Here is a 15,659-nt window from a genome sequence, read left to right on the forward strand (position 1 = left end):
GGACGGGGGATATGGGCTGTGGCGGGCCGCGCACGCGGCGCCGGGATGGTGCGAAAGAGGGGACTCGAACCCCTACGCCTTGCGGCACTGGTACCTAAAACCAGGGCGTCTACCAATTCCGCCACTTTCGCGCTGCGGCGCCGGAAGCGCGCGCCTGCGCATTGTTGCAGGCCTGCCGGCAAAGAAAAAGGCGCCCGACGCAGGGGATGCCGCCCGGCCCGGTCGGCGGCCCGGGAGGCCAGGCGCGCGCCCGTCGATCGAGATGCAGTGCCGCAGGGCTTTGTAATCAATGCATTAGGCCGCCTCGCTGGGAAGGGCTAGCGCCGAAATGGCGACGGCGGAGCGCACATTTTCGCGATCCCGCCGATGGCGAGGCACCAGGCAGCCTTGCCTTCAGCCCCTGGGCACCCGGCGCCGCCCGCGCACCGCGGCCGGCGCCAGCACGAAGGCCAGCGACATCGGCCGATCACGCGACGCATCGCGCGGGCGGCTCAGCAACTCGCACAGCGGCTCCAGCAGCGATTGGCCTCGGCCAGTTCCGCATGGTTGACCCAGCTCTTGTTGCGCGCCGTCCACCGTTGCCGGCCGATGCGCACCCATGCCATCGCCAGCTGCGCCGAGAACGCTTGGGTCATAAAAAAACAGCCACTTGGCTTGCGCTAAGTGGCTGCTTGATTTGGTGGGCCGTCAAGGATTCGAACCTTGGACCTATTGATTAAGAGTCAACTGCTCTACCAACTGAGCTAACGGCCCTGAAACTGAGTCGCACATCTTATGTGCTTTTTTGCTTCGTTGCAACACCCCGCGAAGCAGCGGGTCACGCGATCAATGGGGTGGCTGAGGGGACTCGAACCCCCGACATCTGGAATCACAATCCAGTACTCTAACCAGCTGAGCTACAGCCACCATTGAACTCTTGCAACACCCTATCCGGCACCGGTGTGGCGCGCCCGACAGGAATCGAACCTGTAACCGCCGGCTTAGAAGGCCGGTGCTCTATCCGGTTGAGCTACGGGCGCCCGGGCCGGATTGTCGCATTCCTCTCCGCCGTTTGGACATCGGATTGGTCGGGGTAGAGGGATTCGAACCCCCGACATCCTGCTCCCAAAGCAGGCGCGCTACCAGACTGCGCTATACCCCGGCGGAACATCCCTCGCGGCCGAGGCCGGAAAGGTCGGCTATTGTGGGAAGCTCGCGGCCCGGTGTCAACGGCACATCGCGTCAACGCCGCCTGCGCTATCCTCGCCACTTGTGGCCGATACCGGCCAATCGTCTTCATTTACAGGGAGAAACAGCATGATCCGCAGCGGCAACCCCGCCTTGAAGGAATCCACCTTCCTCGACCTCGGCAGCGGCGCAGTGGTTTCGCGCGACGGCGAGGCGATGACACTGAACGGCACCATCCACAAGACCGGCGCGCTGTTGCTGCTGACCGTGCTGACCGCGGCGTTCGCCTGGAGCCAGTCGATCTCGGTCGATGGCGCCGGCAACGAAGTGATCGCACCGGGCATCATCGGCTACGTGCTGGGCGGCGCCATCGGCGGCTTCATCCTGGCCATGATCACCACCTTCAAAAAGACCTGGGCGCCGATCACCGCGCCGCTGTACGCGCTGGTGGAAGGCTTCTTCCTGGGCTCGATCTCGGCGATGTACGAAGTGCGCTTCAACGGCATCGTGCTGCAGGCGGTGCTGCTGACCTTCGGCACCCTGTTGGCGCTGCTGTTCGCTTACCGCAGCGGGCTGATCAAGGCCACCGAGAACTTCAAGCTCGGCGTGGTCGCGGCCACCGGCGGCATCGCGCTGGTGTACCTGGCCTCCATCGTCCTCGGCTTCTTCAACATCACCGTCCCGGTCATCCACGAATCCAGCGGCCTGGGCATCGCCTTCAGCCTGTTCGTGGTGGTGGTGGCGGCGCTGAACCTGGTGCTGGATTTCGACTTCATCGAAACCGGCGTGGAACAGGGCGCACCCAAGTACATGGAGTGGTACGGCGCGTTCGGGCTGATGGTCACCCTGGTGTGGCTGTACATCGAGTTCCTGCGGTTGCTGTCGAAGTTGCAGTCGCGGAACTGAGCGGGGCTCGGGGCTCGGGGCTCGGGGCTCGAAGAGCTTCGCAGCCCCGGTTCTGGGCGGCAACAAAAAAGGGCGCCTCGCAGCGCCCTTTTTTTGTTTTCTGCGCGCCGGCTTACAGGCGGCTGGCGATGGCCTTGGCGAAGCCCATGGTGTTGCCGCTGCCGCCCAGGTCCGGGGTCAGCCCGTCCTTGGCTTCCAGCGTGGCGACGATGGCGCTGCGCAGGCGCTCGGCGTTCTGCGGCTGACCGACGTGGTCCAGCAGCTGCGCCGCGCCCAGCAGCAGCGCGCACGGGTTGGCCTTGCCCTGCCCGGCGATGTCCGGGGCCGAGCCGTGCACGGCCTCGAAGATCGCCGCATCGACGCCGATGTTGGCGCCTGGGGCCAGACCCAGGCCGCCGACCAGGCCGGCGCACAGGTCCGACAGGATGTCGCCGAACAGGTTGGTGGTGACGATGATGTCGAACTGCTCCGGACGCATCACCAGCTGCATGCAGGCGTTGTCCACGATCATTTCCTGGAACTCGATCTCCGGGTAGTTCGCGGCCACTTCGCGCGCCACCTTCAGGAACAGGCCCGAGGTGGACTTGATGATGTTGGCCTTGTGCACCGCGGTGACCTTCTTGCGGCCGGTCGCCCGCGCCAGGTCGAAGGCGTAGCGGACGATGCGCTCGGAGCCCTTGCGGGTCACCTTGGCCATCGACACTGCGGTCTCGCCGTCGGCCGACACTTCCTGGCCTTCGCTCAGGTAGGCGCCTTCGGTGTTCTCGCGCACGGTGATCAGGTCCACGCCGGCGCCGAAGCGCGACTTGGTGTTCGGGAACGACTTGGCCGGGCGCACGTTGGCGTACAGGTCGAACTGGCGGCGCATGGCCACGTTGATCGAGCTGAAACCCTCGCCGACCGGCGTGGTCAGCGGGCTCTTCAGCGCGATCTTGTTCTTGCGGATCGAGTCCAGGGTGGCGGCCGGCAACAGATCGCCGTGCTTCTCCAGGGCGACCAGGCCGGCGTCGGCGTATTCGTAGGTGAGGCCGGCGTTCAGCGCGTCGAGCACGAACAGCGTGGCGTCCATGATCTCGGGGCCGATGCCATCGCCACGAATGACCGTGATTGTCTGCGTCATAGGATTGGGGGTTCCGTACAGAGGGGGAATGCGCCGACCGGAAGCCCGGGCTGCAGGCGCAAGGAGGTTTCACCGGTAATTATGCCCGAAGCCGGTGAAGGCCCCCAAAACCAGGCAGGCGCAAAACCCAGCGCGCCGCCTGCAGGCGGCGCGTCCCAGGCCGATCCGGCGCCACTCAGCCGTGCGCGTGCTCCGACGGCGCCGCGGCGGCGCCTTCCTCGAGCTGGTCGAGGAAATCCACCGCCCGGCGCAGGTGCGGAATCACGATCGAGCCACCGACCACCAGCCCCACCGAGAAGGTCTCGAAGAATTCGTCGCGCTGCACGCCGGCCTCCTTGCACTGCGCCACGTGGTAGCTGATGCAGTCGTCGCAGCGCAGTACCAGCGAGGCGACCAGGCCGAGCAGTTCCTTGGTCTTCACGTCCAGCGCGCCGGCCTGGTAGGTCTGGGTATCGAGCGCAAAGAAGCGCCGCACCACTTGGTTCGGCTCGGCCAGGATGCGCTGGTTCATGCGCTGGCGGAACTCGGTGAAGGCGCGCAGCCGGTCCTGGCCGTCGCCGCCCTCGCCGCCCGTCTGCGCTGCGCTCATGCCTGCGCCTCGGGCGCCTGGCCGTCGAGCAGCGGCTGCAGCTTGCCGGCGCGATGCAGCGCCATCATGTCGTCGTAGCCGCCGACGTGGGTGTCGCCGACGAAGATCTGCGGCACGCTGGTGCGGCGCGCCAGGGCCACCATCTTCTCGCGCTCGGCCGGGTCCAGGTCGATACGCACCTCGGTCCAGCTGCGTCCCTTGCTCTTCAGGAAGTTCTTGGCGGCCACGCAATACGGGCAGATCGCGGTGGAGTACAGGGTGATCGGCGGGCCGCCGGCCTGGCCGTCATCGGTATGTTGGGTGTCCACAGGAAACTCCGGGCAGGAAAAGGGGTCCAAGCGCACTATGGTAGCGGCCAGCTGGATTTTCGAGTCCGCTGCCGCAACACTGCAGATCACCCTGGATTCACCCGCCGCCGCCGCGGCCCCCGCCCTGCCCTGGAGCCTCACTTGCGCCCGCTGCCGCTTGCCTTCGCGATCACCCTGGCTACCGCCGCCGCCATCGCGCCGGCGCAGGAGAACAAGCTGCCGGACATCGGCTCCTCGGCCGGCGAGCTGCTGACCCCGGCGCGCCAGGCCGAGTACGGCAAGATGATGCTGGCCGAGCTGCGCAACTACGGCTACGTGCTCGAAGACCCGCTGATCGACGACTGGCTGCAGACCATGGGCATCCGGCTCGGCGCCAACAGCGACCAGCCGCAGCAGAAGTACACGTTCTTCATGCTGCGCGACCGCCAGATCAACGCCTTCGCCACGCTGGGCGGCTATGTCGCGGTCAACGCCGGACTGGTGCTGACCGCCGAGCGTGAGGACGAAGTGGCCGCGGTGCTGTCGCACGAAATCGCGCACATCACCCAGCAGCACGTGCTGCGCGGGGTGGAGCGGGCGCAGCGCGACCAGGTGCCAATCCTGCTCGGCATGCTCGCCGCGGTAGTCGCCGCGCAGCAGGCCGGCGGCCGCTCCAGCGGCGACGCCACCCAGGCGGCGATCGCCAGCGGCCTGGGGCTGATGCAGCAGCGCCAGATCGACTACACCCGCTCCAACGAATCGGAGGCCGACCGCCTGGGCATCCGCACCCTGGCGCGCAGCGGTTACGACGTGGACGCGATGGCCGGCTTCTTCGAGCGCATGTCGCTGGCGATGCGCGGCAATCAGGGCGGCTACAGCACCCCCGACTACCTGATGACCCACCCGGTCACCAGCACCCGCATCAGCGAGGCGCGGCAGCGCGCCGAACAGATGAAGAAGAACACGGTGACGCTGACCACCAGCGTGCCCGGCGGCAGCTTGCAGGAGCGGGTCGATCCCAACGACGTGTCGCTAAGCCAGCCGCTGGGCGCACCCGGCAATCCGTTGCTGCCCGGGCGCCTGCAACTGCAGTTCGAGACCTATGCGCGCGGCGCCAGCGGCCAGTTCGAGTGGGCCCGCGAGCGCCTGCGCGTGCTCAGTGCCAATACCCCGGCAGATGCGGTGCGCGAGTACGAGGGCCTGCGCCAGGGCAGCAAGCAGGGCCTCAGCGACGCCCAGCGCTACGGCCTGGCGCTGGCCCGGCTGCGCGGCGGCGGCAGCCCGCAGGACGGCATGCAGACCCTGGAAGAGCTGCTGAAGGCGCACCCAGACAGCTGGTGGCTGAGTCTGGCGGTGGCCGAGGCCGAATCGCGCAACGGCCGCAGCCAGCAGGCCAACCCGCGTTTCGACGCCCTGCTCAAGCGCCTGCCGAGCAACCGCGCGGTGGCGCTGACCTATGCCACGGCGCTGAACGAGCAAGGCGGCCGTACCGCCGGGCAGCGCGCGCAGGCGGTGCTGCGCCCGCTGCTGAGCGCGGCCGCCGACGATCCGGTGTTCCAGCGTACCTTCGCCCGTGCCTGCGAGCTGGCCGGCGACAGCAACCGCGCCGGCGAAGCTTATGCCGAAGCCGCCTACCTGAACGGACGCCCCGAGCAGGCGCTGATCCAGCTGAACAATCTGAAGAAGCGCGACGACCTCGACTACGTGGCGCGCGCGCGCATCGATGCGCGTGTCGCCGCGATCACCCCGACAGTATTGGAACTGCGCCGCCAGGGCGTACAGGATCCGGATGTGAAACAGCGGTGAAACGCAATGTGGCGGCGGTCATCGAATAGTAATAAAACCGTAGTCTACTGGCGACCTCTCCTCCCAGTCCCACGGTGCCGTCGTGCAGAAACGCATCCTGATCGTCGACGACGAACCCGCCATCCGCGACATGGTGGCGTTCGCCCTGCGCAAGGGCGACTTCGAACCGGTCCACGCCGGCGACGCGCGGGAAGCGCAGACCTCCATCGCCGATCGCGTCCCCGACCTGATCCTGCTGGACTGGATGCTGCCCGGCACCAGCGGCCTGGAACTGGCCCGGCGCTGGCGCAAGGACGCGATGACCCGCGAGGTGCCGATCATCATGCTCACCGCGCGCGGCGAAGAGAACGACCGCGTCGGCGGCCTGGAGGCCGGGGTCGACGACTACGTGGTCAAGCCGTTCTCGGCCCGCGAGCTGCTGGCGCGGATCCGCGCGGTGATGCGGCGTACCCGCGACGACGACGAAGACGGCAGCGTCTCGGTCGGCAGCCTGCGCATCGACGGCGCCGCGCACCGCGTGTTCGCCGGCGACGCGCCGGTGCCGATCGGCCCCACCGAATACCGCCTGCTGCATTTCTTCATGACCCATCCCGAGCGCGTCTACAGCCGCGCACAGCTGCTCGACCACGTGTGGGGCGGCAGCGTCTATGTCGAGGAGCGCACCATCGACGTGCACATCCGCCGGCTGCGCAAGACCCTGGAACCGTTCGCGGTGGAGAACATGGTGCAGACGGTGCGCGGCTCCGGCTACCGCTTCTCCTCGTCCATCTGACTGACGGCTACGCCTGCCATAACCGGCGCACGACGGACACGATCCATTGCGACAGAGCGCGCTTCCGATGCCCCGCCACATGCGTTACGCCTGGTTCAAGACCCTCGGCACCCTCGCCGCGCTGCTGCTGCTGGCGGTGCTGGCCGGCTGGATCGGCGGTCACGTGTGGATGGGGCTGACCCTCACCTCGCTGGCGGTGATGGGTTGGCACTACTGGCGCCTGCGCAGCGTGTTGCGCCGGCTGACCGCGCGCCAGCGCTGGGAACCGCCGGCCAGCACCGGCGTGTGGAACGAGCTGGACCGGCTGCTGTACCGCAGCCAGGCGGAAATGCGCACGCGCAAGCGGCGCCTGCTGGACATGCTGCGCGCCTACCGCGGCGCTGCCGCCGCGCTGCCCGACGCGGTGGTGGTGGTGGACCGCAAGAGCCAGCGCATCCAGTGGTTCAACGAAGCCGCCAGCACCCTGCTCGGCCTGCGCCACCCCGGCGACCTGAACGTGCCGGTGGTGGAACGCCTGCAGCCGATGCCGCTGGCGCACTGGCTGGCCGGTGGCCGCAACGCCGAACCGATGCTGGACATGCCCTCGCCGATCGACGACCGGCTGCGCCTGAACCTGCGCCTGATTCCCTACTCCGACGATTACTGGCTGCTGGTCGCGCGCGACGTCAGCAAGCTTCTGCAGCTGGAGCAAGTGCGCCGCGACTTCGTCGCCAACGTCTCGCACGAACTGCGCACCCCGCTGACCGTGGTGCACGGCTATCTGGACATGCTCGACCCGGAGGATTTCCCCGATTCCGGGCCGATGATCGCCGAAATGCGCAAGCAGTCGCAGCGCATGACCCAGCTGGTCGAAGACCTGCTGACCCTGTCGCGGCTGGAATCGCAGGAACACGCCAACGAAGAGACCATCGCGATGGCGCCGATGCTAGCCACGCTGCGCCGCGAGGCCGAGGCGCATAGCCAGGGCCGGCACCGCATCGAGGTGCACGACGAGGCCGATCTGGATCTGGTCGGCTCCAACAAGGAATTGCACAGCGCGTTCTCCAACCTGGTCACCAACGCAGTGCGCTACACCGCTGCCGGCGGCTCGGTCAGCATCACCTTCGCCCGCGAAGGCGACGGCGCGGTGCTGTCGGTGCGCGATAGCGGCTACGGGATCCCGTCGCACCACCTGCCGCGCATCACCGAGCGCTTCTACCGCGTGTCCAGCAGCCGTTCGCGCGAAAGCGGCGGCACCGGGCTGGGGCTGTCGATCGTCAAGCATGTGCTGGGCCTGCACCAGGCGCGGCTGGACATCGAAAGCGAAGTCGGCAAGGGCAGCACGTTCTCCTGCCACTTCGGCGCCGGACGCGTGCATCCGCGGCGCGACCGTGCCACCCTGACCTCCGCCTAACGAGTACCGCCATGCCCCGCGCCGCCGCTTTGCCGCCCACGCCGCCACCGGACGTTCCCAGCGACCCGCTGCGCGACCCGGCGCTGTACCTCAACCGCGAACTGTCGCAACTGGATTTCAACTTCCGCGTGCTGGCGCAGGCGCAGGATCCGAGCGTGCCGCTGCTGGAGCGGCTGCGTTTCCTGTGCATCTCCTGCACCAACCTCGACGAGTTCTTCGAGATCCGCGCCGCCACCGTGCGCCATGCGCTGGAGTTCGGCTTGCCACCGGCGCCGGACGGGCTGAGCTCGAGCGCGATCCTCAACACCATCCACGACCGTGCCGCGCAGTTGGTCGACCATCAGTACCGCTGCTGGAACGAAGTGCTGCGGCCGGCCTTGAAGGACGCCGGCATCGGCGTGCTCGGCCGCAACAGCTGGAACGCGCGGCAGAAGCGCTGGCTGCGCGCCTACTTCCGCAACGAGATCATGCCGGTGCTGTCGCCGCTGGGCCTGGACCCGGCGCATCCGTTCCCGAAGATCCTCAACAAGTCGCTGAACATCGTGGTGGTGCTGAAGGGCGTGGATGCGTTCGGCCGCGTCGGCCACCTGGCGATCGTGCGTGCGCCGCGCTCGCTGCCGCGCATCATCCAGTTGCCGGAAAGCCTGGCCGAGGGCGGCCAGAGCTTCGTGTTCCTGTCCTCGGTGCTGTCCACCTTCGTCGACGAACTGTTCCCGGGCATGGAGGTGATGGGCTCCTACCAGTTCCGCGTGACCCGCAATTCCGAACTGGTGGTGGACGAGGAGGAAGTGGAGAACCTGGCGCTGGCGCTGCGCGACGAGCTGGTCAACCGCGGCTACCGGCCGGCGGTGCGGCTGGAGATCGCCGAGGACTGCCCGAAGTCGATCATGCGCACCCTGCTGCAGAACTTCGAATTGCCGGAGAACGCGGTCTACCGCATCAACGGCCCGGTCAATCTGAGCCGGGTCAATCAGGTCTACGATCTGGTGCAGCGCCCGGAGCTGAAGTACCCGCCGATGAATCCGCGCACGCTGCGCGACAGCGAAGGCATCTTCGAGATTGCCGCCGCTGGCGACATCCTGCTGCACCACCCGTTCGATGCGTTCACCGCGGTGCTGGACCTGATCAAGCAGGCCGCGGTGGACCCGCAGGTGCTGGCGATCAAGCAGACCCTGTACCGCACCGGCAAGGACTCGGGCATCGTCGATGCGCTGGTGCTGGCCGCGCGCAACGGCAAGGACGTGACCGTGGTGGTTGAGCTGCGCGCGCGCTTCGACGAGGAAGCCAATCTGGGCCTTGCCGATCGCCTGCAGGAAGCCGGCGTGCAGGTGGTGTACGGCGTGGTCGGCTACAAGACCCATGCCAAGATGCTGCTGATCGTGCGCCGCGAGGGCCGCAAGCTGCGCCGCTACGTGCACCTGGGTACCGGCAACTACCACAGCGGCACCGCGCGCGCCTACACCGACCTGAGCCTGATCACCGCCGACGCCGACATCTGCAACGACGTGCACCTGCTGTTCCAGCAGCTGTCCGGGCTTGCCCCGAAGATCCGCCTCAAGCGCCTGCTGCAATCGCCGTTCACCCTGCACCCGGGCCTGCTGCACCGGATCGAGCGCGAGACCAAGCTGGCCCTGGCCGGGCGCCCGGGCCGCATCATCGCCAAGATGAACGCGCTCAACGAGCCGCAGGTGATCCGCGCGCTGTACGCGGCCTCGCAGGCCGGGGTCAAGATCGACCTGATCGTGCGCGGCGCGTGCACGCTGCGCCCCGGCGTGCCGGGCGTGTCGGAGAACATCCGGGTACGCTCGATCGTCGGCCGCTTCCTCGAGCACAGCCGCGTCTACTGGTTCGGCAACGACGGCACGCCGGAGCTTTTCTGCGCCAGCGCCGACTGGCTGGAGCGCAACCTGCTGCGGCGCGTGGAGACCTGCTTCCCGATCCTGGATCCGGACCTGGTCAAGCGGATCCATCGCGAGGTGCTGCAGAACTATCTGGCCGACAATGCCAACGCGTGGGAACTGGATGCCAGCGGCAGCTACCGCAAGCTGGCGCCGGGCCAGGACCAGCCGCTGCATTCGGCGCAGCTGACCCTGCTCGACGGACTCTGAGCCACGCCGCCCGCGCGCCGATGGACGGCATCCGCCGTGCATCGGCTACCATTCCGCCCATGCCTTCCATCTCCCCGTACACGCCGTTGCGCGATGGCGACCTACTGGCCGCCATCGACCTGGGTTCCAACAGTTTCCACATGGTCGTGGCGCGCTATCAACTCGGACAGTTGCGGGTGGTGGACCGCCTGCGCGAGACCGTGCGCATGGCCGACGGCCTGGACAACAAGGGCGGGCTGTCGGCCGAAGCGCGGCAACGCGCGCTGGAATGCCTGGCGCGCTTCGGCCAGCGCATCCGCGACGTGCCGTCGCTGCACGTGCGTGCGCTGGCCACCAACACCGTACGCCAGCTGCGCTCGCCGCAGGCGTTCCTGATCCCCGGCGAAACCGCGCTCGGCCATCCGATTGAAGTGGTCAGCGGCCGCGAGGAAGCGCGCCTGATTTACCTGGGCGTGGCGCATGCGCAACCGCCCAAGCCGGACCAGCGCCGGCTGGTGATCGACATCGGCGGCGGCTCCACCGAATTCATCATCGGCCGCGGGTTCCAGACCCTGGAACGCGAAAGCCTGCAGGCCGGCTGCATCGCCAGCACGCGGCGCTTTTTCCCCGGCGGCAAGCTGTCGAAGAAGAAATGGAAGGACGCGCTGACCGAGATCGGCGCCGAGTTCCAGCAGTTCGCCGGGCTGTACCGCACGCTGGGCTGGGACGAGGCGCTGGGCTCGTCGGGCACACACAAGGCGATCGGCGAGATCTGCGCAGCGATGAAGCTGACCAAGGGCGCGATCACCGCCGAGGCGCTGCCGCTGCTGCGCGAACGCCTGCTGCTGGCCAAGCGCATCGAGGACATCGACCTGCCCGGCCTGTCCGCCGACCGCCGGCCGATCATCGCCGGCGGCGTGCTGGTGCTGGAGGCCGCGTTCCAAGCACTAGGCCTGCAGCGCCTGATGGTGAGCAAGGCGGCCATGCGCGAAGGCATTCTCTACGACATGCTCGGCCGCGGCGGCGAGAACGATCCGCGCGAGACCGCGATCGCCGCGCTCACCCAGCGCTACGGCATCGACGAGGCGCAGGCCGCGCGCGTGGAAGCCACCGCGATGGCGCTGTTCGAACAGGTCGCCACCGATTGGGCGCTGGATGCCGACGACGGGCGCATGCTCGGCTGGGCCGCGCGCCTGCACGAGCTCGGCCAGGCCATCGCGCACAGCCAGTACCACGTGCACGGCGCCTACGTGCTCGAGCACTCCGATATCGCCGGTTTCTCGCGACAGGAGCAGCAGGTGCTGGCGACGCTGGTACGCACCCATCGCCGCAACGTGTCCAAGACCGCGTTCGACGCCCTGCCCGACCGCCTGCTGCTCAGCGCCAGGCGCAAGGCCGCGCTGCTGCGGCTGGCGGTGCTGTTGCATCGCGCACACGAATCCGAACCGATACCGTCGCTGGACCTGAAGGCCAATGGCGACGACCTGCACCTGATCCTGTCGCAGCCGTGGATCGAATCGCGGCCGCTGCAGCGCGCCGACCTGATCGGCGAGGTCGAGGGCATGGCGGGATTGGGGATCAATTTCCGGCCATTTGTGGCTTGACTGACGGGACTCGGGACTCGGGACTCGGGACTCGGGACTCGGGACTCGGGATGATGTACCTGGGTAAATCGATGTCAAGCGATTTGATGCAAAAAGGGCCGATTTTTTTAAAAAAAGCGGCTTCTTTTGCAGCTCCGGCGCAGCCGCTTTTTTTGTAGGAGGGGCTTCAGCCCCGACGCCTTACCGGTAACGCGTCGGGGCTGAAGCCCCTCCTACAGAAAAGCGCAGAAGCTGCGAACTTGCGAAAATCCCCAGTCCCCAGTCCCCAGTCCCCAGTCCCCAGTCCCCAGTCCCCAGTCCCGAGTCCCGAGTCCCGAGTCCCGCATAAAGCCCGAACTGCCAGGAATTCGCCCCGGGCCAGCGTCACCATTCCTACATGCCCCGGACATGCGCGCTTCACCGCCTCGCGCCAAGCTTTGGCAAACCGGAGCCTGAAGCATGCGCTACGAGATCGTCACCGAAACGTACCCCCCTGAGGTCAACGGTGTCGCGCTGACAGTGCAGGGGCTGGAATCTGGATTGCGGGCGCTCGGTCATCAGGTCGATGTGGTGCGGCCACGCCAGGTTGGCGACCACGACGACGATGCGCACCTGGTGCGCGGCGCGGCGCTGCCGCGCTACCCCGGCCTGAAGTTCGGCCTGCCCGCGCCGCGGCGCCTGGCCCGGCTGTGGCAGGCCACGCCGCCGGACGCGGTCTACATCGCCACCGAAGGCCCGCTCGGCTGGTCCGGGCTGCGCACCGCGCGGCGCCTGGGCATCCCGATCGCCACCGGCTTCCACACCCGCTTCGACGAATACCTGCCGCAGTACGGTGCCGCCTGGCTGCAGTCGACCGCGCTACGCTGGATGCGGCGCTTCCACAACCAGGCCGCCGCGACCCTGGTGCCGACCCGCGAACTGCTCGGCTTTCTCACCGGACAGGGCTTCGAGCGCGTGCGCCTGCTGCCGCGCGCGGTGGACAACCGCCAGTTCGAACCGCAGCGCCGCGATGCGCAGCTGCGCCACGAGTGGGGCCTGGAGGCGGACGGGTGCGCGGCCCTGTACGTCGGCCGCATCGCGTCGGAAAAGAACCTGCCGCTGGCGGTGCGCGCGTTCCGCGAACTGCAGCGGGTGCGGCCGGAGGCGCGCTTCGTCTGGGTCGGCGACGGCCCGATGCGCGAGCGCCTGGCGCAGGAAAACCCAGACTTCATCTTCTGCGGCGTGCAACGCGGCGACGCGCTGGCGCGGCACTTCGCCAGCGGCGACCTGTTCCTGTTCCCCAGCCGCAGCGAGACCTTTGGCAACGTGACCCTGGAAGCGATGGCCAGCGGCCTGGCCACGGTCGCCTTCGATTACGGCGCGGCGCGCGAATACCTGCGCGACGGCGTCAACGGTGCGGCGGTAGCCGACGACGACGGCTTCGTCGCCGCCGCGGTACGCCTGGCTGGCGACGCCGCCCTGCGCAGGCAGCTGGGCGATGCCGCCTGCGCGTCCATGCGACAACTGCGCCCGGAACAGGTCGTGGCCGATTTCGAGGCGATTCTCGGCGAACTGGCGTACAGCAGGAGGTCCCATGTCAACGCGGCTTGAGGTTCTACGCGGGCACGAAACCCGCTGGTGCAGGCAAGCCAACCACTGGTGCCGGCGGCGTTCGATGCGGCGCTTCTTCGCGCTGATCAGCCGGCTCGGCGACGGCGTGTTCTGGTATGCGCTGATGACCTTGCTGGTGGTCTGCGACGGCATGGACGGCGTGTTCGCATCGGCGCACATGGCCGCCACCGGCGTGGTCGCGCTGAGCCTGTACAAGGGCCTCAAGCGCTGGACCCGGCGCCCGCGCCCATACGCGTCCGACCTGCGCATCCGCGCCTGGGTGGCGCCGCTGGACGAGTTCAGTTTCCCGTCCGGGCACACCTTGCACGCGGTGTCGTTCGGCATCGTCGCGCTGGCCTACTACCCGTGGCTGGCGCCGCTGCTGATCCCGTTCATCGCCTGCGTAGCGCTGTCGCGGGTGGTGCTGGGCCTGCACTATCCCAGCGACGTGCTCGCCGCCACCGCGATCGGCGCCGTGCTGGCCGGGGTGTCGTTGTGGCTGTTGCCGATGCCGGTTTTGCTCGGCTAGGCGCGGGACGCGGGACGCGGGACGCGGGACGCGGGACGCGGGACGCGGGACGCGGGACGCGGGACGCGGGACGCGGGACGCGGGACGCGGGACGCGGGACGCGGGACGCGGGACGCGGGACGATGTCCCGGGGCAAATCAATGTCAAGCGATTTGATGCAAAAAGGGCCGATTTTTTAAAAAAAAAGCGGCTTTTTTTGCAGCTCCGGCGCAGCCGCTTTTTTTGTAGGAGGGGCTTCAGCCCCGACGCCTTACCGGTAACGCGTCGGGGCTGAAGCCCCTCCTAAAGAAAACGCAGCATTGCTGCAGACATGGGAAAATCCCGAGTCCCGAGTCCCGAGTCCCGAGTCCCGAGTCCCGAGTCCCGAGTCCCGAGTCCCGCCTCTACAATACCCGCATGACCACCCTGTTCATCTCCGACCTGCACCTGGATCCGGCCCGGCCGGTGATCACCGAGCTGTTTCTGCACTTCCTGCGCGGCCAAGCGCGCAGTGCCGAGGCGCTGTACATCCTCGGCGACCTGTTCGAGGCCTGGATCGGCGACGACACGCCGTCGCAAACAGCCGACGCGGTGGCGCTCGAACTGCGCGCGCTGCGCGACGGCGGCGTGCCGGTGTGGTTCATGCACGGCAACCGCGATTTCCTGCTCGGCGCCGACTACGCGCGCCGCGCCGGCATGCGCCTGCTGCCGGATCCGTGCGTGATCGAGCTGTACGCCGAGCCGACCCTGCTGCTGCACGGCGACCTGCTGTGCACCGACGACACCGCCTACCAGGCGTTCCGCGCGCAGACCCGCGACCCGGCATTCCAGCAGCAGTTCCTGGCGCAGCCGCTGGCCGCGCGCATCGCCTTTGCGCAACAGGCGCGCGCCGCCAGCCAGGCACGCCAGGCGGAAATGAAGCAGGACGACACGGCGCAGTTCGAAACCGTCACCGACGTGGCGCCGGCCGAGGTCGTGGCCAGTTTCGCGCGCTACGGCGTGGCGCGGATGATCCACGGCCATACCCATCGCCCCGCGGTGCACACGCTGGACGTGAACGGCCGCGGCTGCACCCGCATCGTGCTCGGCGACTGGTACGAACAGGGGTCGGTGTTGCGCGTGGATGCGCAGGGCTGCCGGCTGCAGCAGCTGTAATCGGCAGCGGCGAGAAACGCGCGCGCAGAACCGCCACTGTTACAGCATGCCGCCGGCACTGCCGCGCGCACGCTGCGCATAGCCGACGAAATCGCCCTCGGCCACGTCGTACCACAGGATCGCGCCGGAGCGTTCGACCCGGTAGCGGTCCCTGACCGGCGCGGTCTGCGGGTCGCCCGGACAGCCGTCGCCGTGCTTCTCACGCACCGCGACGTCGATCGCGGCGGCGGCGTATTCGGTGCTCGGCGACGGCGATGCAGCGGCGTCAGCGACCACGGGGTCGGCGTCGGTCTCGGCCGCGTATTGCAGGCACGGCGCATCGGCATAGACATGATCGGCCGCCAGCCGCGTCTGCAGCATGTCCAATGCGCGGGTTGCGTCGAACGCGGCCGCCGGCGCATTGCCCGCAGCGGGTGCGATCGCGGGTGCGGTCGGCGCCGGTGCAGCCGGTGGATCGGCCGCCGGGCCGCAGCCCATGCTCAACATCGCCAGCGCCAAGGCCGCTGGCAGGCCCATGCTCTTCAACACCATCGCCGATTCCAGGAGTAATGAGCGGTGCACGCCCGGCGCTGCCGGACAGGTCCTGGCGCAGCATAGCCCAAGCCGTACGCCACGGCGTCCGGCAGTCTGCAGGATCGGCAAGTGAAGCGCCGCGGCGCAGGCCTGGCGCGGCCTGCACCGGAGCGCCCCTGAAAC

Annotated in this window: 14 protein-coding genes and 5 tRNA genes; 9 read left to right on the top strand and 10 right to left on the bottom strand. The window is 68.2% G+C overall.

Annotation, left to right across the window (positions count from 1 at the left end):
- Positions 1–46 precede the first annotated feature (46 nt).
- From ISN38_RS05935 to ISN38_RS05960, 6 genes are all read right to left on the bottom strand, one after another.
- Positions 47–131 (bottom strand) — tRNA-Leu (locus ISN38_RS05935).
- A 360-nt stretch (positions 132–491) separates the two neighbouring features.
- Entirely contained in the window at positions 492–635 is a 144-nt protein-coding gene (locus tag ISN38_RS05940; protein ID WP_155522249.1) for a hypothetical protein, read from the bottom strand.
- Positions 636–677: 42 nt separating this feature from the next.
- Positions 678–753, bottom strand: a tRNA-Lys gene (locus ISN38_RS05945).
- 76 nt (positions 754–829) lie between these two features.
- A tRNA-His gene (locus ISN38_RS05950) sits at positions 830–906 on the bottom strand.
- 36 nt (positions 907–942) lie between these two features.
- A tRNA-Arg gene (locus tag ISN38_RS05955) sits at positions 943–1,019 on the bottom strand.
- 45 nt (positions 1,020–1,064) lie between these two features.
- Positions 1,065–1,141 (bottom strand) — tRNA-Pro (locus ISN38_RS05960).
- A 155-nt stretch (positions 1,142–1,296) separates the two neighbouring features.
- On the opposite strand from ISN38_RS05960, the gene ISN38_RS05965 reads away from it, so the two are divergent.
- Complete coding sequence (locus tag ISN38_RS05965; RefSeq protein ID WP_003468531.1) at positions 1,297–2,073, top strand: Bax inhibitor-1/YccA family protein; 777 nt, start codon at positions 1,297–1,299, stop codon at positions 2,071–2,073.
- A gap of 112 nt (positions 2,074–2,185) precedes the next feature.
- Here ISN38_RS05965 and ISN38_RS05970 read toward each other — a convergent pair whose 3' ends face one another.
- From ISN38_RS05970 to grxC, 3 genes are all read right to left on the bottom strand, one after another.
- Positions 2,186–3,193, bottom strand: a complete 1,008-nt coding sequence (locus ISN38_RS05970; RefSeq protein ID WP_003468529.1) for an isocitrate dehydrogenase — start codon at positions 3,191–3,193, stop codon at positions 2,186–2,188.
- 175 nt (positions 3,194–3,368) lie between these two features.
- On the bottom strand, positions 3,369–3,782 hold the full coding sequence (locus tag ISN38_RS05975) for a carboxymuconolactone decarboxylase family protein (RefSeq protein ID WP_003468524.1): 414 nt from the start codon (positions 3,780–3,782) through the stop codon (positions 3,369–3,371).
- Complete coding sequence (gene grxC / locus ISN38_RS05980; RefSeq protein WP_003468522.1) at positions 3,779–4,090, bottom strand: glutaredoxin 3; 312 nt, start codon at positions 4,088–4,090, stop codon at positions 3,779–3,781. Before grxC ends, ISN38_RS05975 begins: the two co-directional genes overlap by 4 nt.
- Before the next feature lie 141 nt (positions 4,091–4,231).
- Between grxC and ISN38_RS05985 the strand changes: the two genes are divergently transcribed.
- The 8 genes from ISN38_RS05985 to lpxH all read left to right on the top strand — a co-directional run bounded on the left by ISN38_RS05985 (position 4,232) and on the right by lpxH (position 14,963).
- Complete coding sequence (locus ISN38_RS05985) at positions 4,232–5,875, top strand: M48 family metalloprotease (RefSeq protein WP_058361249.1); 1,644 nt, start codon at positions 4,232–4,234, stop codon at positions 5,873–5,875.
- A gap of 82 nt (positions 5,876–5,957) precedes the next feature.
- A complete protein-coding gene (gene phoB / locus ISN38_RS05990; protein ID WP_003468516.1) occupies positions 5,958–6,647 on the top strand; it encodes a phosphate regulon transcriptional regulator PhoB in 690 nt (229 codons plus the stop codon).
- 67 nt (positions 6,648–6,714) lie between these two features.
- A complete protein-coding gene (phoR, locus tag ISN38_RS05995; protein ID WP_003468514.1) occupies positions 6,715–8,040 on the top strand; it encodes a phosphate regulon sensor histidine kinase PhoR in 1,326 nt (441 codons plus the stop codon).
- Positions 8,041–8,051: 11 nt separating this feature from the next.
- On the top strand, positions 8,052–10,148 hold the full coding sequence (ppk1, locus tag ISN38_RS06000) for a polyphosphate kinase 1 (RefSeq protein ID WP_003468512.1): 2,097 nt from the start codon (positions 8,052–8,054) through the stop codon (positions 10,146–10,148).
- A 59-nt stretch (positions 10,149–10,207) separates the two neighbouring features.
- Positions 10,208–11,731, top strand: a complete 1,524-nt coding sequence (gene ppx / locus ISN38_RS06005) for an exopolyphosphatase (RefSeq protein WP_047324591.1) — start codon at positions 10,208–10,210, stop codon at positions 11,729–11,731.
- A gap of 438 nt (positions 11,732–12,169) precedes the next feature.
- Positions 12,170–13,300 carry a glycosyltransferase family 4 protein gene (locus ISN38_RS06010; RefSeq protein WP_003468509.1) on the top strand — a complete coding sequence of 377 codons (1,131 nt, stop codon included), beginning with the start codon at positions 12,170–12,172 and terminating at the stop codon, positions 13,298–13,300.
- Positions 13,284–13,829 (top strand): phosphatase PAP2 family protein, encoded by a 546-nt coding sequence (locus ISN38_RS06015; protein ID WP_038237635.1) that lies wholly within the window; start codon positions 13,284–13,286, stop codon positions 13,827–13,829. The genes ISN38_RS06010 and ISN38_RS06015 overlap by 17 nt, the downstream gene beginning before the upstream one ends.
- Positions 13,830–14,225: 396 nt before the next feature.
- Entirely contained in the window at positions 14,226–14,963 is a 738-nt protein-coding gene (lpxH, locus tag ISN38_RS06020; RefSeq protein WP_058358944.1) for a UDP-2,3-diacylglucosamine diphosphatase, read from the top strand.
- 39 nt (positions 14,964–15,002) lie between these two features.
- Here the strand turns inward: lpxH and ISN38_RS06025 are convergent, their stop codons facing one another.
- The gene (locus tag ISN38_RS06025; RefSeq protein ID WP_058358945.1) at positions 15,003–15,494 is read right to left on the bottom strand and encodes a hypothetical protein; all 492 of its coding nucleotides are present in this window, start codon (positions 15,492–15,494) and stop codon (positions 15,003–15,005) included.
- Positions 15,495–15,659: the final 165 nt, after the last annotated feature.

The sequence above is a fragment of the Xanthomonas translucens pv. undulosa genome, assembly GCF_017301775.1.
Lineage (GTDB): Bacteria > Pseudomonadota > Gammaproteobacteria > Xanthomonadales > Xanthomonadaceae > Xanthomonas_A > Xanthomonas_A translucens.